General features: G+C 67.3%; 15 protein-coding genes. 9 read left to right on the top strand and 6 right to left on the bottom strand.

The window, feature by feature from the left end:
* Positions 1 to 174 precede the first annotated feature (174 nt).
* Positions 175 to 888, top strand: a complete 714-nt coding sequence (locus OXR60_RS08430) for a FadR/GntR family transcriptional regulator (protein ID WP_267395419.1) — start codon at positions 175 to 177, stop codon at positions 886 to 888.
* A 67-nt stretch (positions 889 to 955) separates the two neighbouring features.
* Here OXR60_RS08430 and OXR60_RS08425 read toward each other — a convergent pair whose 3' ends face one another.
* Both OXR60_RS08425 and OXR60_RS08420 read right to left on the bottom strand, forming a co-directional pair.
* On the bottom strand, positions 956 to 2,755 hold the full coding sequence (locus OXR60_RS08425) for an IlvD/Edd family dehydratase (RefSeq protein WP_267395418.1): 1,800 nt from the start codon (positions 2,753 to 2,755) through the stop codon (positions 956 to 958).
* 14 nt (positions 2,756 to 2,769) lie between these two features.
* Positions 2,770 to 3,915, bottom strand: a complete 1,146-nt coding sequence (locus OXR60_RS08420; RefSeq protein ID WP_267395417.1) for an aldose epimerase family protein — start codon at positions 3,913 to 3,915, stop codon at positions 2,770 to 2,772.
* Positions 3,916 to 4,051: 136 nt separating this feature from the next.
* On the opposite strand from OXR60_RS08420, the gene OXR60_RS08415 reads away from it, so the two are divergent.
* From OXR60_RS08415 to OXR60_RS08390, 6 genes are all read left to right on the top strand, one after another.
* Complete coding sequence (locus OXR60_RS08415) at positions 4,052 to 5,362, top strand: sugar MFS transporter (RefSeq protein ID WP_267395416.1); 1,311 nt, start codon at positions 4,052 to 4,054, stop codon at positions 5,360 to 5,362.
* 267 nt (positions 5,363 to 5,629) lie between these two features.
* Entirely contained in the window at positions 5,630 to 8,311 is a 2,682-nt protein-coding gene (locus OXR60_RS08410; protein WP_267395415.1) for a TonB-dependent receptor, read from the top strand.
* 61 nt (positions 8,312 to 8,372) lie between these two features.
* Positions 8,373 to 9,410 carry an arabinan endo-1,5-alpha-L-arabinosidase gene (locus OXR60_RS08405; RefSeq protein WP_267395414.1) on the top strand — a complete coding sequence of 346 codons (1,038 nt, stop codon included), beginning with the start codon at positions 8,373 to 8,375 and terminating at the stop codon, positions 9,408 to 9,410.
* Positions 9,407 to 10,834 (top strand): glycoside hydrolase family 43 protein, encoded by a 1,428-nt coding sequence (locus OXR60_RS08400; protein WP_267395413.1) that lies wholly within the window; start codon positions 9,407 to 9,409, stop codon positions 10,832 to 10,834. The genes OXR60_RS08405 and OXR60_RS08400 overlap by 4 nt, the downstream gene beginning before the upstream one ends.
* Before the next feature lie 163 nt (positions 10,835 to 10,997).
* On the top strand, positions 10,998 to 12,149 hold the full coding sequence (locus OXR60_RS08395; RefSeq protein WP_267395411.1) for a PepSY domain-containing protein: 1,152 nt from the start codon (positions 10,998 to 11,000) through the stop codon (positions 12,147 to 12,149).
* Positions 12,146 to 12,361, top strand: a complete 216-nt coding sequence (locus OXR60_RS08390; RefSeq protein ID WP_267395409.1) for a hypothetical protein — start codon at positions 12,146 to 12,148, stop codon at positions 12,359 to 12,361. Before OXR60_RS08395 ends, OXR60_RS08390 begins: the two co-directional genes overlap by 4 nt.
* A 36-nt stretch (positions 12,362 to 12,397) precedes the next feature.
* Here the strand turns inward: OXR60_RS08390 and OXR60_RS08385 are convergent, their stop codons facing one another.
* The 4 genes from OXR60_RS08385 to OXR60_RS08370 all read right to left on the bottom strand — a co-directional run bounded on the left by OXR60_RS08385 (position 12,398) and on the right by OXR60_RS08370 (position 16,879).
* Positions 12,398 to 13,183: a hypothetical protein gene (locus OXR60_RS08385; RefSeq protein WP_267395408.1), complete on the bottom strand. Its 786-nt coding sequence runs from the start codon at positions 13,181 to 13,183 to the stop codon at positions 12,398 to 12,400.
* Positions 13,184 to 13,272: 89 nt separating this feature from the next.
* Positions 13,273 to 14,316, bottom strand: coding sequence for a rod shape-determining protein (locus tag OXR60_RS08380; protein WP_267395407.1), 1,044 nt, complete (start codon positions 14,314 to 14,316; stop codon positions 13,273 to 13,275).
* A gap of 156 nt (positions 14,317 to 14,472) precedes the next feature.
* Positions 14,473 to 15,975, bottom strand: coding sequence for a glycerol kinase GlpK (gene glpK / locus OXR60_RS08375; RefSeq protein ID WP_267395406.1), 1,503 nt, complete (start codon positions 15,973 to 15,975; stop codon positions 14,473 to 14,475).
* 40 nt (positions 15,976 to 16,015) lie between these two features.
* A complete protein-coding gene (locus OXR60_RS08370; RefSeq protein ID WP_267395405.1) occupies positions 16,016 to 16,879 on the bottom strand; it encodes an MIP/aquaporin family protein in 864 nt (287 codons plus the stop codon).
* A 172-nt stretch (positions 16,880 to 17,051) separates the two neighbouring features.
* On the opposite strand from OXR60_RS08370, the gene OXR60_RS08365 reads away from it, so the two are divergent.
* Both OXR60_RS08365 and OXR60_RS08360 read left to right on the top strand, forming a co-directional pair.
* Positions 17,052 to 18,602: a glycerol-3-phosphate dehydrogenase gene (locus tag OXR60_RS08365; RefSeq protein ID WP_267395404.1), complete on the top strand. Its 1,551-nt coding sequence runs from the start codon at positions 17,052 to 17,054 to the stop codon at positions 18,600 to 18,602.
* 9 nt (positions 18,603 to 18,611) lie between these two features.
* A complete protein-coding gene (locus tag OXR60_RS08360; protein WP_267395403.1) occupies positions 18,612 to 19,457 on the top strand; it encodes a DeoR/GlpR family DNA-binding transcription regulator in 846 nt (281 codons plus the stop codon).
* The last annotated feature ends 8 nt before the right edge of the window (positions 19,458 to 19,465 follow it).

Raw genomic sequence — 19,465 nt, 5'->3', positions numbered from 1 at the left:
GTTCGCTGCCTGCTTTGACTTGTCAGACAATAGTCGTACGAAGGTGCGCCACGGCGATCAAGCGAAACCGTCGGGCGAGGGGTTTGACGTCTGGCGCCATCGCGGATCATTTCGCATGATGTCGGGCTAACTGGGAGAGAATGGGTGGGGCGAGCGGATACGCCGGAACGCATCATGCTGCCGATGGGGCCGCAAGGCGCCAAGCGGATCCATGGCTCGATCGCCCATGACCTCGGCGTCGCGATCATCACCGGTCGCTATCTGCCGGGCGAGACGCTGTCGGGCGAGATCGAGTTCAGCGAGCAGCTCAAGGTGTCGCGCAGCGCCTATCGCGAGGCGATCCGCATCCTCGCCGCTAAGGGGCTGGTGGAGAGCCGGCCCAAGACCGGCACCAGGGTGTCCGAGCGCAGCCGTTGGAACCTGCTCGATCCGCAGGTGCTCGCCTGGGCGTTCGAGGCCGAGCCGAGCGAAGCCTTCATCCGCGACTTGTTCGAATTGAGGCTGATCGTCGAGCCCGCCGCCGCGGCGCTCGCTGCCGAGCGGCGGACCGGCGCGCAGCTCGCGCATATGGGGCACGCGCTCGGCGAGATGGCGCGCTTCGGCCTAGCGACCGAGGAGGGGCGCGCGGCCGACCAGTCGTTCCACCATGTCGTGCTCGAGGCGACGCGCAACGCGCCGCTGGTCGCGCTGTCGAGCTCGATCGCGGCGGCGGTGAGCTGGACGACGATCTTCAAGCAGCGCAAGCGCAAGCTGCCGCGCGACCCGCTGCCCGATCACCAGCGGATCTACGAGGCGATCGCCAATGGCGATGTCGAGGGAGCCCGCGCGGCGATGACCGAGCTGGTGCGGCTGGCGCTGCAGGATACCGAGCTGTCGTTAAAGGGCTGACGCGCGGGCCAGCACCGGAAGCGCCTCCCTGTTCCCGCCACGGCAGGAACAGGGAGGGGACGTCGTCCTAGTGGTTGTCGCGCGGCAGGCCGCGGGTCTGGGCGATACGCTGGTAGCTTTCGGCGCCCTCGAGGATCGCGCCGGTGTTGAGCTGGCCGACCAGATCGCGTTGGATTTCCTGCCACGGGGTCTGCGAGGCGGGGTAGCTGAAGCCGCCCTGCTCCATCAGCGTCGCACGACGCTGCGCCAGCTCCTCGTCCGAGATCAGCACGTTGGCAGTGCCGCGGCCGAGATCGATGCGCACCCGATCACCGGTCTTGAGCAGCGCCAGGCCGCCGTTGACCGCCGCCTCGGGCGAGGCGTTGAGGATCGACGGGCTGCCCGACGTGCCCGACTGGCGACCGTCGCCGATGCACGGCAGTGCATGGACGCCCTCGCGGATCAGATAGGCCGGCGGGCGCATGTTAACGACCTCGGCGGCGCCCGGATAGCCGACCGGGCCGGCGCCACGCATGAACATCAGCGTTTCCGGCGTGATGCCGAGCGCGGGATCGTCGATCCGGTGATGGTAATCCTCCGGCCCGTCGAACACCACGGCCGGCCCTTCGAACGCCTCGGGATCGTTGGGGTTAGACAGGTAGCGGTTGCGGAACTCGGGGCCGATCACGCTCGACTTCATCACCGCGGCGTCGAACAGATTGCCCTTGAGCACCAGGAACCCGGCGTCCTCGACCAGCGGCTCGCTGAAGCGGCGGATGACACGCTCGTCCTCGATCGTCTTGCCGCGGCAATTGTCGCCCATCGTCTTGCCGTTAACGGTCATGGCGCCCTCGTGGATCAGGCCCTGCTCCATCAGCTGGGCGACCACCGCGGGCACACCGCCGGCGTGGTAGTAATCCTCGCCAAGATACTCTCCGGCGGGCTGCAGGTTGACGAGCAGCGGCACCTTGTGGCCGTGGGTCTGCCAGTCCTGCAGCTCGAGCTCGGCGCCGACGTGGCGCGCGATCGCGGCAAGGTGGATCGGCGCGTTGGTCGAGCCGCCGATCGCCGAGTTGACGACGATCGCGTTGAGGAACGCCTCGCGCGTCATGATGTCGGAGGGCTTGAGATCCTCGGCGACCATCTCGACGATGCGCTTGCCGGTGAAATAGGCGACTTCCTGGCGATCCCGATACGGCGCGGGGATTGCCGCCGAGCCCGGCAGCATCATGCCGAGCGCTTCGGCCAGGCTGTTCATCGTCGTCGCCGTGCCCATGGTGTTGCAATAGCCGGTCGACGGCGCCGAGGAGGCGACGAGCTTGATGAAGCCCTCGTCGTCGATCTCGCCCGCGGCGAGCATCTGCCGGCCCTTCCAGACAATCGTGCCCGAGCCGGTCCGCTCGCCCTTGTGCCAGCCATTGAGCATCGGCCCCACCGACAGCGCGATCGCGGGAATGTTGACCGTCGCGGCCGCCATCAGCAGCGCCGGGGTGGTCTTGTCGCAGCCGGTGGTGAGGACGACGCCGTCGAGCGGATAGCCGTAGAGCAGCTCGACTAGGCCGAGATAGGCAAGGTTGCGATCGAGCCCGGCCGTCGGCCGCTTGCCGGTTTCCTGGATCGGATGGACCGGGAATTCGAGCGCGATTCCGCCCATCTCGCGGATGCCTTCGCGGATCCGCTCGGCCAGCACCAGGTGATGGCGGTTGCACGGCGACAGGTCCGAGCCGGTCTGCGCGATGCCGATGATCGGGCGGCCCGACCGCAGCTCCTCGAGGCTGAGCCCGAAGTTGAGGTACCGCTCCAGGTACAGCGACGTCATGTCGATGTTGTCGGGATTGTCGAACCAGGCGCGGCTGCGGAGCTTGTTGGTCGGGGTAAGCGTGGTCATGGGGATTCCTCGGTTCAGCCGGTCGTCGACAGGCGGAAGATCATGCGGTGGTGATAGGGGTGCGCCGGATCGACGCGCGCGGAGCCGAACGCCGGCTGGTTGGGGGTGTCCGGAAACTTCTGCGGTTCGAGCGCGATGCCATCGCCCATCCGATACACATGCTTCGACTTCCCAATATAGGTGCCGTCGAGGAAGTTGCCGGTATAGACCTGCACACCCGGCTGGTCGGTCCACACCTCGAGCACGCGGCCCGATGCCGGATCCTCAAGCCGCGCGGCGAGCTTGGGCTGCTTGGTCTGGCCGGCATCGAGCGCGAAATTGTGATCGACGCCGCGGCCGAACACGATCTGCGGGTCGGTGCCGTCGCGCAGGCCCTCTTCGAGGACCTTGCCATGGGTGAAGTCGAACACCGTGCCGGCGACCGGCTTGAGCTCGCCGGTCGGGATCAGCGCCGCATCGACCGGGGTGTAGCGGCTCGCCGGGATCGTCAGCCGGTGGTTGAGGATGCCACCGGGCGCGCCTTCACCGGCGAGGTTGAAGATCGCGTGGTTGGTGAGGTTCACCACCGTCGCCGCATCGGTCTTGGCATCATAGTCGATGGTGAGGTCGCCCGATTCGCTCAGCGCATAGGTGGCGGTCACCTGCAGCGTGCCGGGATAGCCCTGGTCGCCCGCCGGGCTGGTCAGCGCCAGGGTGACGCTTGCCTGGGGCCCGCTCTTGACCGAGACGATCCGCCAGTTCTGCCGGTCGAAGCCCTTGGTGCCGCCGTGCAGCGAGTTGGTCTTGTCGTTGAGCGGCAGCTGATAGCTCTTGCCGTCGAGCGTGAACTTGCCGCCGGCGATGCGGTTGGCATAGCGGCCGACGCTGGCGCCCCAGTAATTGGGCGCATCGGCATAGGTCTGGACGTCGTCATAGCCCAGCTCGACGTCCGCGAGCTTGCCGGCGCGATCGGGCACCATCAATTTCTGCAGCGTCGCGCCGAAGCTGATGATCCGTGCCGACACGCCCTTGGCGTTGCTCAGCGTCACGGCCTCGATTGCGGTACCGTCCTTGAGCGTGCCCGCGGATTCGCGCTTGGCCTCGGCGGCGAGCGCCGGGTTCGCCCATGCCGTCGTCGCCAGTAAGGCGATCATCAACCCCGTCTTGCCCAGCCCGCGCATAGCCTCTCCTCTCGGTCGCGCGCCGTTGACGCGCCGTGTGCAGGCATATAGTCCGACAAAAAGAAATAGGGCAAGTAAAGTGGTGTCGCCGGCAATGCGAACGCCCGCGCCATGCCCATCAAGGAGAAGGAGATTTATGCCCGCGCCCATCTCTGCCGGTACCCCGAGCGGGGTTCATCCCGCCGCTGCGGGCGGTAGCTACCGCTCCGCGCTGAGCCTGCTCGCCAGCCTCTTCTTCATGTGGGGCTTCATCACCGTCATCAACGGTACCTTGCTGCCGCACCTGCGCAGCGTGTTCAACCTCAGCTACACGCAGACGACGCTGATCGAATCGGTGTGGTTCATCGCCTATTTCTTCGCCTCGATCCCCTCGGCCAAGCTGATCGAGCGGGTCGGCTATCAGCGCTCGATGGTGATCGGCCTGGCGATGATGGCGGTCGGTGCGTTGATCATGGTCCCCGCGGCGCGGCTGCCCTCCTATGAGGTGACGCTGTTCGCTCTGTTCGTGATCGCGAGCGGCATCACCCTGCTCCAGGTCGCCGCCAACCCCTATGTCGCGGTGGTCGGCACGCCCGAGACGGCATCCTCGCGGCTCAACCTCGTTCAGGCGTTCAACTCGGCCGGCGCCACGCTTGCGCCGCTGTTCGGCGGCTATCTGATCCTCGGGCGGACGACCTCGGGCACGGCCGCGGCCGGTGCTGCGGCGCTGACTCCGGCGGAGCGGCTCGCCGACGCCCAGTCGGTGGTGCTGCCCTATCTGATCGTCGCCGCGGTGCTTGCCGTGCTCGCGGTGGTGATCGCCCGCTTCCCGCTCCCCGCGATGGGTGCCGCCACCCAGCGTTCGGCCAAGGCGGATCGCCAGGGCCAGTCGCTGTGGAAGCATCGCAACCTGGTGTTCGGTATCCCCGCGATCTTCATCTACCTGATCGCCGAGATCGGCGTCGGCAACCTCTTCATCAACTTCGTGTCGCAGCCCAACATCGGCAATCTCACCCACCAGCAGGCGTCGGATTACCTGTTCCTGCTGTGGGGCGGCATGATGGTCGGCCGGCTGGTCGGCGCGTTCGTGATGCAGAAGGTCGAGGCCGGCCGGGTGCTCGCCGTCGCCAGCATCGGCGCCGCGGTGGTGATGCTGATCGCCGCCTTCACCTCGGGCCATGTCGCAATGTGGGCGCTGATCTCGGTCGGGCTGTTCCACTCGATCATGTTCCCGACGATCTTCACCCTCGGCATCCGTGGCCTCGGGCCACTCACCGAAGAGGGCTCGGGCCTGCTGATCATGGCAATCGCCGGCGGATCGCTGGTGGTGGTGCAGGGCTGGCTTGCCGACACCTATGGCCTGCAGACCTCGTTCCTGCTCACCGCGGCCTGCGAGCTCTACGTGCTGTTCTATGCCGTGTGGGGCAGCCGGGTGACCGAGGCGCTGCCGGACCCAGTCGTCCACTGATCGGCTACTTCGGCCGCGCCTGACGACCGGCGCCGCCCTCCGGACCTTGATGGCAACCGCTCGCAGACATGAGCTTGCGGGCGGTTTGTCGTTGTGGAGGGGGCGCAGGCCGACCGGTGCGGTCGGGCGTGGCGGATTGGCAACAGCTGGCCAGCACCTGCCATTCACACGCAAAACCGGGTTGCAACTGACGGAGGAGCCTCCTAGCCAATTGTCCGAGTAATAATCCGCGAGCGCCAATGCCGCGGAGCATCGGAGAGGATAATCATGCGCTTGAAGCATCGTGCCGTGCTGACCGCATCAGTGTTCGCCATCACCGCGTCCGTCGCGGCACCCGCCCTGGCGCAGGACGTCAACAGCAGCGTCGCCGGCCGCTCGGGCGCGACTCAGGCGACGACCCCACAGTCTCAGGCCACCACCGACACGCCGACGGCACCCGATGCCGCTGCCCCTGCGCAGAGCCAGGATACCGGCGACGACATCGTCGTCACCGGGGTGCGCGGCAGCCTCGCCTCGGCACAGGCGCTCAAGCGCAACGCCACCCAGATCGTTGACTCGATTGTTGCCGAAGATATCGGTAAATTGCCGGACAATACCGTGTCGGATGCGCTCCAACGCGTCACCGGCGTGCAGGTGACCCGCGGTGCCGGCGAGGCCGGCACGGTGCTGATCCGCGGCCTGCCGAACATCACCACCCTGATCAACGGCCGCGAGGCCTTCACCGGCACGGCGCGTGGCGTCGCGCTGCAGGATATTCCGGCCGAACTGATCGCTGGCGTCGACGTCTACAAGACCACCACGCCCGACATCGTCGAAGGCGGCCTGTCCGGTACGGTCGACGTCCGCCTGCGCCGCCCCCTCGATTTCGACGGTCTGCAGATCGCGGGCGGCGGTCGCGCGGTGTACAGCGACCAGTCCAAGAAGTGGGGCTATATTGGCAGCGGGCTGGTGAGCGATCGCTGGACCACCGGCATCGGCGAGATCGGCGCACTGGTCGGCGTGTCGTACAACCGCCGCCAATATCGTGACGATACCGCGTTCGATTTCGTCTCCAACCCGATCGCGGCGGGGCAGCCGGCGATCCCCGACACGGTCGGCGGTACCTATGCGCTTGGCGAGCGCAGCCGGCTGGCGGTCAACGGCTCGCTGCAGTGGAAGCCATCCGACAATCTCGAATTCTACGCCGACGGCATCTTCACGCGCTACAAGAACACCCACGACGTCAACTTCTTCATCGGGCTGCCCAAGGCCGCCGAAACGACGACCGTGACCGGCACCTATCCCGACAGCCCGGAACTCGCCAGCGGCACCACCTCGACCAACGCCTACACGCTGACCAGCAAGCAGGCTTATGCCGACAAGACGGATACCTACCAGGCCGATATCGGCACCAAGTGGACCACCGGGCCGGCGGTCTTGTCGACCGAGGTGACTTATAACTATTCGAAGCTGCCAAACCGCAGCGTCATCCTCGACACCTCGTTCAACGCACCGACGATCGGGATCAACTTCGACAACAAGGGCACGCCGCTGGTCAATATCGGCGGGGTCGACATTACCGACCCGGCCAATTTCACGCTGCGAACTCTGTTCGACAACCATAGCGTCGCGACCAGCAAGCAGTGGGCGTGGCGTGGCGACCTGCTGTACACGTTCGACGGCGGGCTGCTGACGAACTTCAAGATCGGCGCCCGCTACACCAACCGGCATGCGGCCTCGCAGGCGACCGCGTCGCAGGGCATCGGCATCACCAATCCGGTGCTGCTGAGCAGCGTCGACGGGTTGAGCTCGCTGTCGCCCAACGATCTGGTCAAGGGCGCCGCCGGTATCGGGCAGTTCGCGCTCGCCGATACCGACTATCTGCTCGACAATACCGATACCATTCGCGCGCTGTTCTCGCAGCCCGCGGGCGATCGGGCCTATGACCCGAGCCTCGCCTTCTTCGATACCGAGAAGACCTACGCCTTCTATGGCCAGGTCGGCTATGGCTTCGATGTCGGCACCTTGCGGGTGAGCGGCGTCGGCGGCGTCCGCGTCGTCAACACCGTCGAGGATCTGGTCGGCGCCGGCGTGTCGGGCAAGGCCAATTACGTCAACGTGCTGCCCAGCGTGAACGCGAAGGTGGAACTCACCGACAAGCTGCAGCTGCGCCTGTCCTACGCCAAGACGCTGACCCGGCCGGACTTCGCATTGCTCAACCCGCTGGTCAGCTACACCACCACCGGCACCACCGGTAACCAGAACTATGTCTACACCGGCGGCGGCGGCAATCCCGATCTCCAGCCGATCAAGACGACAGCCTATGACATCTCGCTCGAATATTATCCTGCACGCTCGACGTCGATCACCGCCGCCGGCTTCTACAAGGATCTGAGCGGCTACATTCAGACCTATACCGGCGACGAAATCTATCAGGGCCAGCGGGCGCTGGTCAGCCGGCCTCGCAACACCGGCTCGGGCAAGCTCTACGGCACCGAACTAGCCTATCAGCAGTTCTTCGACTTCCTGCCCGGCGCGCTCAGCGGCTTCGGTGCCCAGGTCAACGGCACGTATATCATTGGCACCACCGAGGATCCGATCTTCGGTGGCCAGCAGCGGCTGGTCAATGTCTCCAAATATTCGTACAATGTGGTCGGCATCTACGAGAAGTACGGCATCTCGGCGCGGCTCGCTTATAATTGGCGCTCAAGCTTCGTCGACAGCTACACCTCGGGCGGCTCGCAGGCGAGCAGCATCGTCGTGCAGCCGACCGGCCAGCTCGACTTCTCGGGCAGCTACGCGCTGACCTCGAACATCACGCTGACCTTCGATGCGACCAACATCACCGATCGCGTCTATCATGATCGCTTCGAGGGGCTGAGCCAGACCACCGGCCTCTATTCGAGCACCCCGCGCGATACCCGCACCTATGATCGCACCTTCGCCGTGGGTGGTCGCTTCAAGTTCTAGCCTGCACGACGAGCGGGGCGGGGGTGCCGTCACGCCCGTTGTTGCACAGGGAGATACGCGCATGTCGCTTCGGACCTATCTCGCCACCGCGCTCGCGGCGGCATGGCTGGCGAGCGGCGGCAGCGCGCCGGCGCAGGCCCCGGCGCCGTCATCCGGCCCCGCCGACACCGGGCCGATCAACTCGGTGATCACCGGCGACCTCGTCCCCACCCACGATCCGGTGCTGGCGAAGGACAGGGGGCGCTATTACGTTTACGGCACCGGCCTCAACGTCAAGACCTCGCCCGATCTGATCCACTGGACCGCGGCGGCCAAGCCGTTCGCCGCGCTGCCCGGCTGGGCGACGACCGCGATCCCCGGCGCCAAGGACATGTGGGCGCCGGACCTGTCGTTCTGGAGCGGCCGCTGGCACCTCTATTATGCGGTCTCGACCTTCGGCTCGAACCGCTCGGCGATCGGCCTCGCCACCAGCCCGACGCTCGACCCCGCCGCGCCCGGCTTCGGCTGGCGCGACGAGGGCCTGGTAGTGATGTCGCGGCCCGGCGACGACTTCAACGCGATCGACGCCAACCACGTCATTGATCGCGACGGCCGCCACTGGCTGTCGCTCGGCAGCTTCTGGACCGGGATCAAGCTGTTCGCGCTCGATCCCGTCACCGGCAAGCTGCTCCACCCCGGCGAGAAGCCGGTGTCGCTCGCCAGCCGCCACGCGCCCGCCGGCGGCCCCAACCCGGTCGAGGCGCCGTTCATCGTCAGCCACGGCGCCTTTTACTATCTGTTCGCGAGCTATGATTATTGCTGCAAGGGCGTGAACAGCACCTATTATACCGTGGTCGGCCGCGCCGCGCGGATCGACGGGCCCTATCTGGGCAAGGACGGCAGCCGGCTGCTGGATGGGGAGGGGACGATCGTTCTGCGCGCCGATCTCGAGGAGCAGGGGCGCTTCCGCGGCCCGGGCCATCCCGGCATCTTCCATGACACCGACGGCAAGGATTACATCGTGTACCACGCCTATGACAAAGCCGCGCGCGGCGCCCCGACGCTGCGCATCTCGCCGCTGAACTGGACAAGCGACGGCTGGCCGGAGGCGGTGCGTTGAGCGCGCCCTGGTCGCCGAGCCGCCGCGGCGTCCTCGCCGGGATCGGCCTTGCCGGCGCCGCGCCGGCGCTGGCCCGCGCCGCTGCCCCGGCGGGCGCGGTGCCGCAGAACCCGCTGGTCCGCCAGCGCGCCGACGCGCAGGTGTTTCGCCATACCGACGGCTATTATTATCTCACCGGTTCGGTGCCCGAATATGACCGGCTGGTGCTGCGCCGGTCGAAGACGCTGGCGGGCCTCGCCACCGCCGACGAGCGCGTGCTGTGGCGCCATCTCGCCAGCGGCCCGCTGTCGGGCTTCATCTGGGCGCCCGAGCTCCATCTCGTCGACAATCGCTGGATCATGTATTTCGCCGCCGGCCCGAGCGGCGGCGGCGAGGACGTGTTCCGCATCCGCACCTGGGCGGTCGCCTGCGACGGCCCCGATCCGATGACCGGCACTTGGCGCGTGCTCGGCCAGTTCCAGGCGCCGTGGGACAGCTTCAACCTCGATTCGACCAGCTTCGTCCACCGCGGCACCCGCTATTTCGCCTGGGCGCAGCGCGAGCCGGGGATCGAGACCAATTCGAACCTTTATCTCGCCCCGCTCAAGACGCCGCTGACGCTGGCCGCCAAGGCGGTGCGCCTGTCGGTGCCGACACTCGACTGGGAGATCCAGGGCTTCAAGGTCAACGAGGCGCCGGCGGTGCTCGAACGCCACGGCCGGCTGTTCATGACCTATTCGGCAAGCGCCACCGACCAGCGCTATTGCCTCGGCATGCTCACCGCGCGTGCCGACGCCGACATCATGCAGGCGAGCAGCTGGACCAAATCGCCGCAGCCGGTGTTCACCACCTCGGCGGCAACCGGCGTCTATGGCCCCGGGCACAATTCGTTCACCGTCGACGAGCAGGGCCGCGACATGCTGGTCTACCATGGCCGCGACTATGCCGCGATCAAGGGCGATCCGCTGTTCGACCCCAACCGCCATACCCGGGTACAGCGGCTCTATTATCAGGCCGACGGCACGCCGGACTTCGGCGTGCCCGTCGGCAACGGCCCCTTGCCCGATCGGCTGTCGTTCGCCGCGCACGTCGGCCAGTTCGTGGTGCATCGGCAACGCGCGCTGCAGCTCGGCAGCGGGCCGCTCGCCGCCACCCAGTTCCGCTTCCTGCCATCGGGCGCGTCGTCGGATCTGGTCGCGATCCAGCCGATCACGCGGCCCGAGTCGCGGCTCGGTTGGGATGCGCAGGGTCGCGTGACGCTGGTGGCGCCGGGCGCTAGCAGCAGCCAGCTGTTCCGCCGGGTATCGATGGGCAGCAACAGCGTGGTGCTGCAGGCCGCCGGCAACGACCGCCAATGCCTCCAGCCGACGTCCGGCGGCGGACTGGTGATGCAGGTGCCCGCCAAGGGCATCGCAGCGCGCTCGCTCGCCATCACCCTCAGCTGATCTACCCCGTCACGTCAGCCTGAGCCGGGAGACGGCGGGCGGGCGTCGACGCCTGCCCCGTCTCCTCGGTAACCGCTTGTCGATCCCCGGGGGTTGCCACGCCAATCCCCTTCACCTAACAACGCTATTGAAAGTCACTCGCAACGATCGGCCAAGCGCAGGAATGACCAACACGACCGTCCGCGCCTGGTATCTGGTCCACAAATGGACCAGCCTCGTCTGTACGCTGTTCCTGTTCATGCTGTGCGTCACCGGCTTGCCGCTGATCTTCACCGAGGAAATCGACGAACTGACCTCGCCGGCGCCGGCCGTGTCCGCCGCGCCTGCCGGGCCGCCGGCGTCGCTCGACAGCATCGTCCGCACCGCGCTCAAGGATCGCCCCAAGGACGTCGGCCAATATCTCAGCTTCGACGAGGAAAAGCCGGTCGTCTATGTGACCACCAGCCCGCCGGACAAGATCACCGACTACACCTTCCGCGGCTATGACGCCTATAGCGGCAAGCCTGTCGGCGCCGCCAACAACGGTGGCGGGGTGATGGCGTTCATCCTGCGCCTCCACACCGACATGTTCCTGGGGCTGCCCGGCCTGCTGTTCCTCGGCTTCATGGGCCTGTTGTTCTTCGTCGCGATCGTCTCGGGCGTGGTGTTGTACGCGCCGTTCATGCGCAAGCTGCAATTCGGCACGCTGCGCACCACCCGCAGCCGGCGGCTGAAGTGGCTCGACTATCACAATTTGCTCGGCGTCGTCGCGCTGGCGTGGGCAAGCGTCGTCGGCCTCACCGGGGTGATCAACACGCTGGCGACGCCGATCGTCCAGCTATGGCAAGCCAATGATCTGGCGCGGATGACCGCGGCTTATGCCGGCCTGCCGCCGATCGCCCCCGCCAAGCTCGGTTCGATCCAGGCGGCGGTGGATACCGCCAAGGCGGCGGCGCCCGGCAACCGGCCGCAATTCGTTGCCTTCCCCGGCACCACCTACAGCAGCAAGCATCATTATGCGGTGTTCCTCCAGGGCACCACGCCGCTGACCAAGCGGCTGCTCACCCCGGCGCTGGTCGATGCCGTCACCGGTAAGCTGACCGCGATCGCGCCGATGCCCTGGTACGTGCAGGCGCTGCTGGTGTCGCAGCCACTCCATTTCGGCGATTACGGCGGGCTGCCGATGAAGATCCTGTGGGCGCTGCTCGATCTGGTCACGATCGTGATCCTTGGCTCAGGGATCTACCTGTGGCTCGGCAAGCGGCGCAGTTCGCTCGACGCGCGGGTGCGCGAGGTGGAGACCGGCGGCATCGCCGTGCCGGTGACGGCCGCATGAAGGCCTATCCGTCGGTCCGCCCGGCGCCGCCACGCCGCGGTGCCCAGTCGCTCACCACCATCTTTGCAGTGCCCATGGCGATCGGCGTGATCAGCTGCATCGGCCTGATCAGCGCGCTGACCGGCGACGGCCTTCGCGACATGATCTCCTGGGTGGCGTTGGTGATACCGATCGTCGCGATCGTCTGGGCGATGCGCACGCGCCGCTGCTGACCGCCCGCGGGATGGCCGGCGGTTATGCCGCGGCGGCTACTTGGCGGGGCCGGGTGCGGGGTCGGTGAAGTCGATGCGGATCCGCACCCAGGCGCCCACCAGCGTCTTGCCGCCGACCCGCGGTGGTCGCACCAGGAACTGCCAGGCCGCCTCGCGAACCGCGCGCGACAGGCCTGATCCCACCGGTGATTCGTCCAGTGCCCGGCAATTCTCGACATGGAAGCGCGGGATGGTCTTGCACGCGATCGTCGCCCAGCTGCCCTTGGCGACATTGTGCGGCATGTAGAAGGAGAGCTGCGACTGGCTCGGCCCCTTATACCATTCGGCATTGTACAGGCGTTCGCCGCCCGGGCCTTCGCCGGGGCCATAGGTCGAGCCGCTGTCCTTGCCGCTGCCGGTGCCGTCGCCCTCGTCCGCCGCGGCGTCGCTTGCCGGCGCCGACTGGATCTTGCTGATGTCGGCCGATGTTAGCGACAGGTTGAGCATCTTGGGAAAAGGGGGCGTGACCGGCGTGGGGGTGGTCGGCGTGGTCTTTACCGGGGTCGGCACCGAGCGCTTGGGCGGCGCCCCGCCGGACGTCTTGGCAGTTACCGGCTTGCGGGTGCGACTGTCGGCGGTGGAGGTGCTCTGTGGCTCGGGCAGCATGCTGAAGGTGGTCGGCGGCCGCTCCACCTCGCGCGGCGGCGGATTGAGCGTGGGCGCGAGCCGCAGCAGCAGCCAGATGATCAGGATGTGCGCGGCGATCGCGAGCAGGAACGATCCTGTCCGCCGGCGAGCGGCGCGCGGGGTGTCCGACGAGGGCAGGTAAGACGCCGAACGCATTGGCCCAGCGCCTAGACGGCGGGGCCGCGCACTGCAACTGTCGAAAGCGTCATCGGCCTGTCAGGCTGGCAGGACGCCCCGGTGTCACCTCAGATCTCGCTCATCACGCCGTCATACACCGGGTCTTCCAGCGCGCGGCCGGCGCCGAGCGCCACGCAGGTCAGCGCATCCTCGGCGACGATCACGGAAAGGCCGGTCGCTTCCGACAGCACGGTGTCGATCCCCGCAAGCAGCGATCCGCCGCCGGTCATGACGATGCCGCGATCACCGATGTCGGCGGCGAGTTCGGGCGGGGTCTGCTCCAGCGCGACCAGCACGGTCTCGACGATCTGGCCGATCAGGTCGGCGACCGAGCCGGCGATGTCGCCCTGGCTGACCTCCACCTCGCGCGGCACCCCGGCGACGAGGTCGCGGCCCTTGACCATCATCGTCTCGCCATGGCCGTCGGCCGGGAAGTGGGCGATGCCGATGGTGAGCTTGATCCGCTCTGCGGTCGCCTCGCCGACCATCAGATTGTGGCGGCGGCGGATGCTGGAGGCGATTGCCTCGTCGATCTTGTCGCCGCCCACCCGCGCCGAGGCGCTATAGGCGAGGCCACGCAGCGAGAGCACCGCGACCTCGGTGGTGCCGCCGCCGATGTCGACGATCATCGCCCCGATCGGCTCCGTCACGGGCAGGCCGGCGCCGATCGCCGCGGCCATCGGCTCCTCGATCAGCAGCACGCTGCTCGCGCCGGCGCTGGACGCGGCCTGGCGGATCGCGCGGCGTTCGACCTGGGTCGCCCCCGATGGGATCGACACCGCCACCTTGGGTCGCCGCGGCAGCCGGCTGGGGCCGCCGTGCGCTTTGTCGATGAAGTGCTTGATCATCTGCTCGGCGACGTCGAGGTCGGCGATCACCCCGTCGCGCATCGGCCGGATGGTCTGGGTGCCGTCGGGGGTCTTGCCCATCATCAGCTTGGCCTCGACACCGACGGCGCGGACCCGGGCGATGCCGTCGATCGTCTCAATCGCCACCACCGACGGCTCGTTGAGAACGATACCGTGATTGCGCAGGTAAACGACGGTGTTGACGGTGCCGAGATCGATCGCGAGATCGGTCGAGGCGAGGTGGAAGAAACGAGGCAGACGCATGAGCTGGATGGTTCCAGGCCGAAATATGCGGCCGCAGCAAGGGGATGGAGCGATTATCTAACAGCTCCAGCCCTGGCCGCCAGCCTGCTTTTCGTCAACGCAGGCTGCGACGGGTGGAGTAACCGGCGGGATCGCAGCCGCGCCGGTCCCTCGCGGTCAGGCGGCCGGGTCGGTCAGCGTTCTCGCCAGCGCGTGCTGCCAGCCGGCGATCAGCGTGGCGCGCGCCTCGTCCGCCATCCGCGGCGCGAAGGCATCGCGGCGTGCCCAGGTGCGCGCGAGCGCCTCGAGATCCGGCCACAGCCCCACGGCCAGCCCGGCGTGGAAGGCGGCGCCGAGCGCGGTGGTCTCGAGATGTAGCGGTCGTTCCACCGGCACCTGGAGCATGTCGGCGAGGAACTGGCACAGCCAGTCGTTGGCGGCCATGCCGCCATCCACCCGGATGGTGGCGGGCGCGGCGCCGCCGTCGGCGATCATCGCATCGGCAAGGTCCATGGTCTGGTAGCCGACCGCTTCTAATGCCGCGCGGGCGAGGTGCGCCGCGGTGGCGCCGAGCGTCAGCCCGAAGATCGCGCCGCGGGCATCGGGATCCCAGTGCGGCGCACCGAGGCCAACGAAAGCGGGCACCATATAGACGCCGTGGCTGTCGGGCACCTGCGTCGCCATGTCGTTGGTCTCGCGGGCATGGGTGATCACCCCGATGCCGTCGCGCAGCCATTTCACCGCGGCGCCGGCGACGAAGATCGAGCCTTCGAGCGCATAGGTCATCTTGCCGTTCAGCCGGTAGGCCGGCGTGGTGAGCAGGCGATGCTCGGAGTCGATCGCCTCCTCGCCGGTGTTGAGCAGCATGAAACAGCCGGTGCCGTAGGTCGACTTGGCCATGCCGGGGGCGAAGCAGGCCTGGCCGAACAGCGCCGCCTGCTGGTCGCCGGCCATCCCGGCGATCGGGATCGCCGCGTCGAACAGCCCGGCGGCGGTGGTGCCGAACAGGTGGCTGTTGTCATGCACCGTCGGCAGCATCGCCATCGGTACGCCGATCAGCGCGCACAGTTCCTCGTCCCAGCGCTGCTCGCGGATGTCGTACAGCAGGGTGCGGCCGGCGTTGGTGACGTCGGTGGCGTGGACCGCGCCGCCGGTCAGCCGCCACAGCAGGAAGCTGTCGATGGTGCCGAACGCCAGCTCGCCGGCCTCGGCGCGCGCGCGCGCGCCCTCGACATGGTCGAGGATCCAGGCGAGCTTGGTGCCCGAGAAATAGGGGTCGAGCAGCAGCCCGGTCTTGGCGCGGACCATCGGCTCGGCGCCCTCGGCCTTCAGCCGCGCGCACACCTCGGCGGTGCGGCGGTCCTGCCAGACGATCGCGTTGTGGATGGCAGCGCCGGTAGCGCGATCCCATACCACCACCGTCTCTCGCTGGTTGGTGATGCCGATCGCGGCGATGCCGTCGGCGCCGACGCCGCTGTCGGCGATCGCCTGGCGCGCGGTGGCGAGCGTGTCGCGCCAGATGTCCTCGGGGTCATGCTCCACCCAGCCGAGATTGGGATAATGCTGCGCGAATTCGGTCTGCGCGGTGGCGACCGGGCGGGCGTGGACGTCGAACACGATCGAGCGGGTGGAGGTGGTGCCCTGGTCGATCGCCAGGATGTGGGTGGGGGCAGGGGCCATCGGGGGCAATCCTCATGCTGTCATCGTGGTCGGTTGGCGCTCACCCGTGCCTAGCCTCGGCACGGCGCGGCAGATAGGGTTTGACGAGGAACTGGTAGACCGCCGCGCCACATATTCCGCCGACGAATGGGCCGGCGATCGGCACCCACCAATAATGGTCAGGCCCCGGCAATGCGGCGCCGCCCCAGCCGAACAGATAGCAGAACAGCCGCGGTCCGAAGTCGCGCGCCGGGTTCAGCGGCCAGGCTTCAAGATACCCGGCGGACGCCCCGATGCAGGCGACTAGCAGGCCGATGATCAGCGCGCTGGCATTGGCCATCGGCGCCTGGGTGTTGAACTCGTCGGTGATCGCGAAGATGCCGAGCAGCAGGATACCGGTGAGGATCACTTCGTCCCAGAAGGCGTGGATCGGGGTGATATGCTCGCCAGGATGGGTGAAGAACACGCCAGCCGCGCCGCCGGCCTCGCGCCCGACGCCATGGAGGGTGTTGAACGCATCGATCACCGGCGAGAACATCTGATAGACCAGCGCCGCGCCAATGAAGCCGCCCACGACCTGCGCGGCCATATAGGGCAGCACCTTGTGGCGGGGAAAACCGCGGAACAGCGTCAGCGCCAGCGTCACCGCCGGGTTGGCGTGGGTGCCCGAGACGGCACCGGTGACGTAGATGGCGGTGGTGACGGCGAGACCCCAGGCGATGCACACGCCCCAATAAGCGGTGGCATAGGGGCTTGGATCGTACAGCGTGAACATCGCCGCCGCGGAATCGCCGAGGCCGATGACGATCGCCATTGCCAGCGCCTCCGAGATCAGCTCGCCGATCAGCTTGCGGGCGGGTGACAGCGGCGGCGCGCTCGCGCTTGCTGATGCCACGGTGGTTGCCGCTTCGTTCGGGTGCGCCATGCCTGCCCGTCCTCTCGTTCTTCGTTGCTTCGCTTCCTTGAGCCATTTGAAACGAACGTCAACAGCTTCGTTCGAACCATCAATTGAGTTTTCGAACGTTCGCACGTATATGAAGCGAAGGGAACCACGTGCGATTTTCTATAAAGCTTTGCGCAATCAAGAGGATGTGAGGATGGCTAAGCCGGTAGCCGGCAGCGGGCACGATGTGGATATGCTGATAGTCGGCGGCGGCATCAACGGCGTTGGTATCGCCCGCGACGCAGTCGGCCGCGGGCTGCGGGTCATGCTTGTCGAGCAGGACGATTTCGCCAGCCACACCTCGTCCGCTTCGACCAAGCTGATCCATGGCGGCCTGCGCTATCTCGAATATTACGAATTTCGCCTGGTACGCGAGGCGCTGATCGAGCGCGAGCGGCTGCTCGGCATGGCGCCGCACATCATCTGGCCGCTGCAATTCGTGCTGCCGCAGACCAATTCGCCGCGGCCGGCGTGGCTCGTCCGGCTCGGCTTGTTCCTCTACGACCATCTCGGCGGTCGCAAGAAGCTGCCCGCCACCCGCACCGTCAGCCTCGAAATCGACCTGCTCGGTGCCGGGCTGAAGCCAGGCAAGGCCAAGGCTTTCGTCTATTCGGATTGCTGGGTGGAGGACAGCCGGCTGGTGGTGCTCAATGCCTGCGATGCGGCCGAGCGCGGCGCGACCCTGCTCACCCATACGCGGCTGGTCGATGCCGAGCGCCAGCAAGGCGGATGGCGCGCCACGATCGAGGATAAAGCAGGGCGGCGCACGATAACGGCGCGGGTGCTGGTCAACGCCGCAGGGCCGTGGGTTGCCGACGTGCTGGGCAAGGTGCCTGATGCACGCCGCGATCGTGGCGTGCGGCTGATCAAGGGCAGCCATATCATCGTGCCGAAGCTGTTCGCTGGCGATCATGCCTTCCTGCTCCAGAACCCGGACAAGCGTGTCGTCTTCGCCATTCCGTATCAGGGCGAGTTCACCCTGATCGGCACCACCGACGAGGCCTGGCAGGGCGCACCGGGCAAGGCGACGATCGACCAGGCCGAGATTGACTATCTGTGCGAGACGGCGACTCGCTATTTCGAGAAGCCGACGACTCCTGCCGATATCGTCTGGACCTATTCGGGAATCCGGCCGCTCTATGACGACCACGCGGCCAGCGCGTCGGCGGTAACGCGCGATTATGTGCTCGATCTCGACGCCGAGGACGGCCGCGCGCCGATGCTGAGCATCTTCGGCGGCAAGATCACCACCTATCGCAAGCTCGCCGAACACGCGATGGCCGAACTCGCGCCGTTCTTCCCCGAGGCGGGCGCGGCGTGGACGGCGGGCGCGGTGCTGCCCGGCGGCGACATGCCCGATGCCGATTTCGAGCGGTTCCTGGCCCGGCTCACCGCGCGCTTTCCGTCCTTGCCGGCGACGCTGCTGCGTCGGCTGGCGCGTGCTTACGGCACGCGGGCGGACCGGTTGCTCGGCGATGCCCGCGATGTCGCCGATCTCGGCGAGCATTTCGGCGCCGACCTCTACGCCCGCGAGATCGATTATCTGGTCGACCAGGAATGGGCGCAGGCGGCGGAGGACATCCTGTGGCGCCGCAGCAAGCTTGGCCTCCACGTGCCGGCCGGCGCGGCCGCGGCGATCGACCGCTATCTCGCGGGCAAGGCGTTGATCGTGCGCGAACCGTCGCTACTGTCCGCCGCTCAATGACAAGGGGGCATGGATGATCGGCTGGGCAGACACCGCGACGCAGATCGCGCGCTCCTGATGCCGGACCAGCCGAGCTCAGCCGATGTCGTCGCCGCGCGCCATCGCGAGATCCTCGAGCTGGCGCGACACGCCGGCAGCGTCACCGTCGATGATCTTGCCGAGCGGCTCCAGGTCACCCCGCAGACCATCCGCAAGGACCTCAACCTGCTCGCCAAACGCTCGATGCTGGCGCGGGTCCATGGCGGCGCGGTGGTAACTTCGGGGGTCGACAACATCGCCTATGACGAGCGCCGGGTCGTCGCCTCGGGCGCTAAAGCGGCGATCGGTGCGGCAGCGGCGGCGCTGATCCCGAACGGCGCGTCCCTGTTCATCAACATCGGCACGACGACCGAGGCGGTTGCGGCAAATCTCGCGCACCACCGCGAACTGATGGTGATCACCAACAACCTCAATGTCGTCGACCTGCTCAATGGCCATGACAGCGTCGAGCTGGTGATGGTCGGCGGCCGGGTACGCGGCAGCGATCGTGCGGTGGTCGGCGGGCTGGCGGTGGACTTCATCCGCCAGTTCAAGGTCGATTTTGCGCTGATCGGCGCCTCCGCGATCGACCCCGACGGCGACCTGCTCGATTTCGACCTGGATGAGGTCCAGGTCTCGCAGACCATCATCCGCAACGCGCGCCAGGTTATCCTGGTCGCGGATTCCACCAAGGTTGACCGGCCGGCGCCGGTGCGGATCGGCCATCTCGACGACGTCGATTTCTTCGTCACCGATCACCTGATCGACCGCACCTTGCGCGACGTTTGCGAGCGCAGCGGCACCGCCCTGATCGAAACCGATTTCGGCCGAGGCTAATCGGCTGG

It is taken from the genome of Sphingomonas sp. GC_Shp_5 (genome assembly GCF_026540855.1).
GTDB lineage: Bacteria > Pseudomonadota > Alphaproteobacteria > Sphingomonadales > Sphingomonadaceae > Sphingomonas.
Note: the sequence above shows the minus strand (reverse complement) of the source record. Positions and strands in the feature narration are given on the sequence as shown.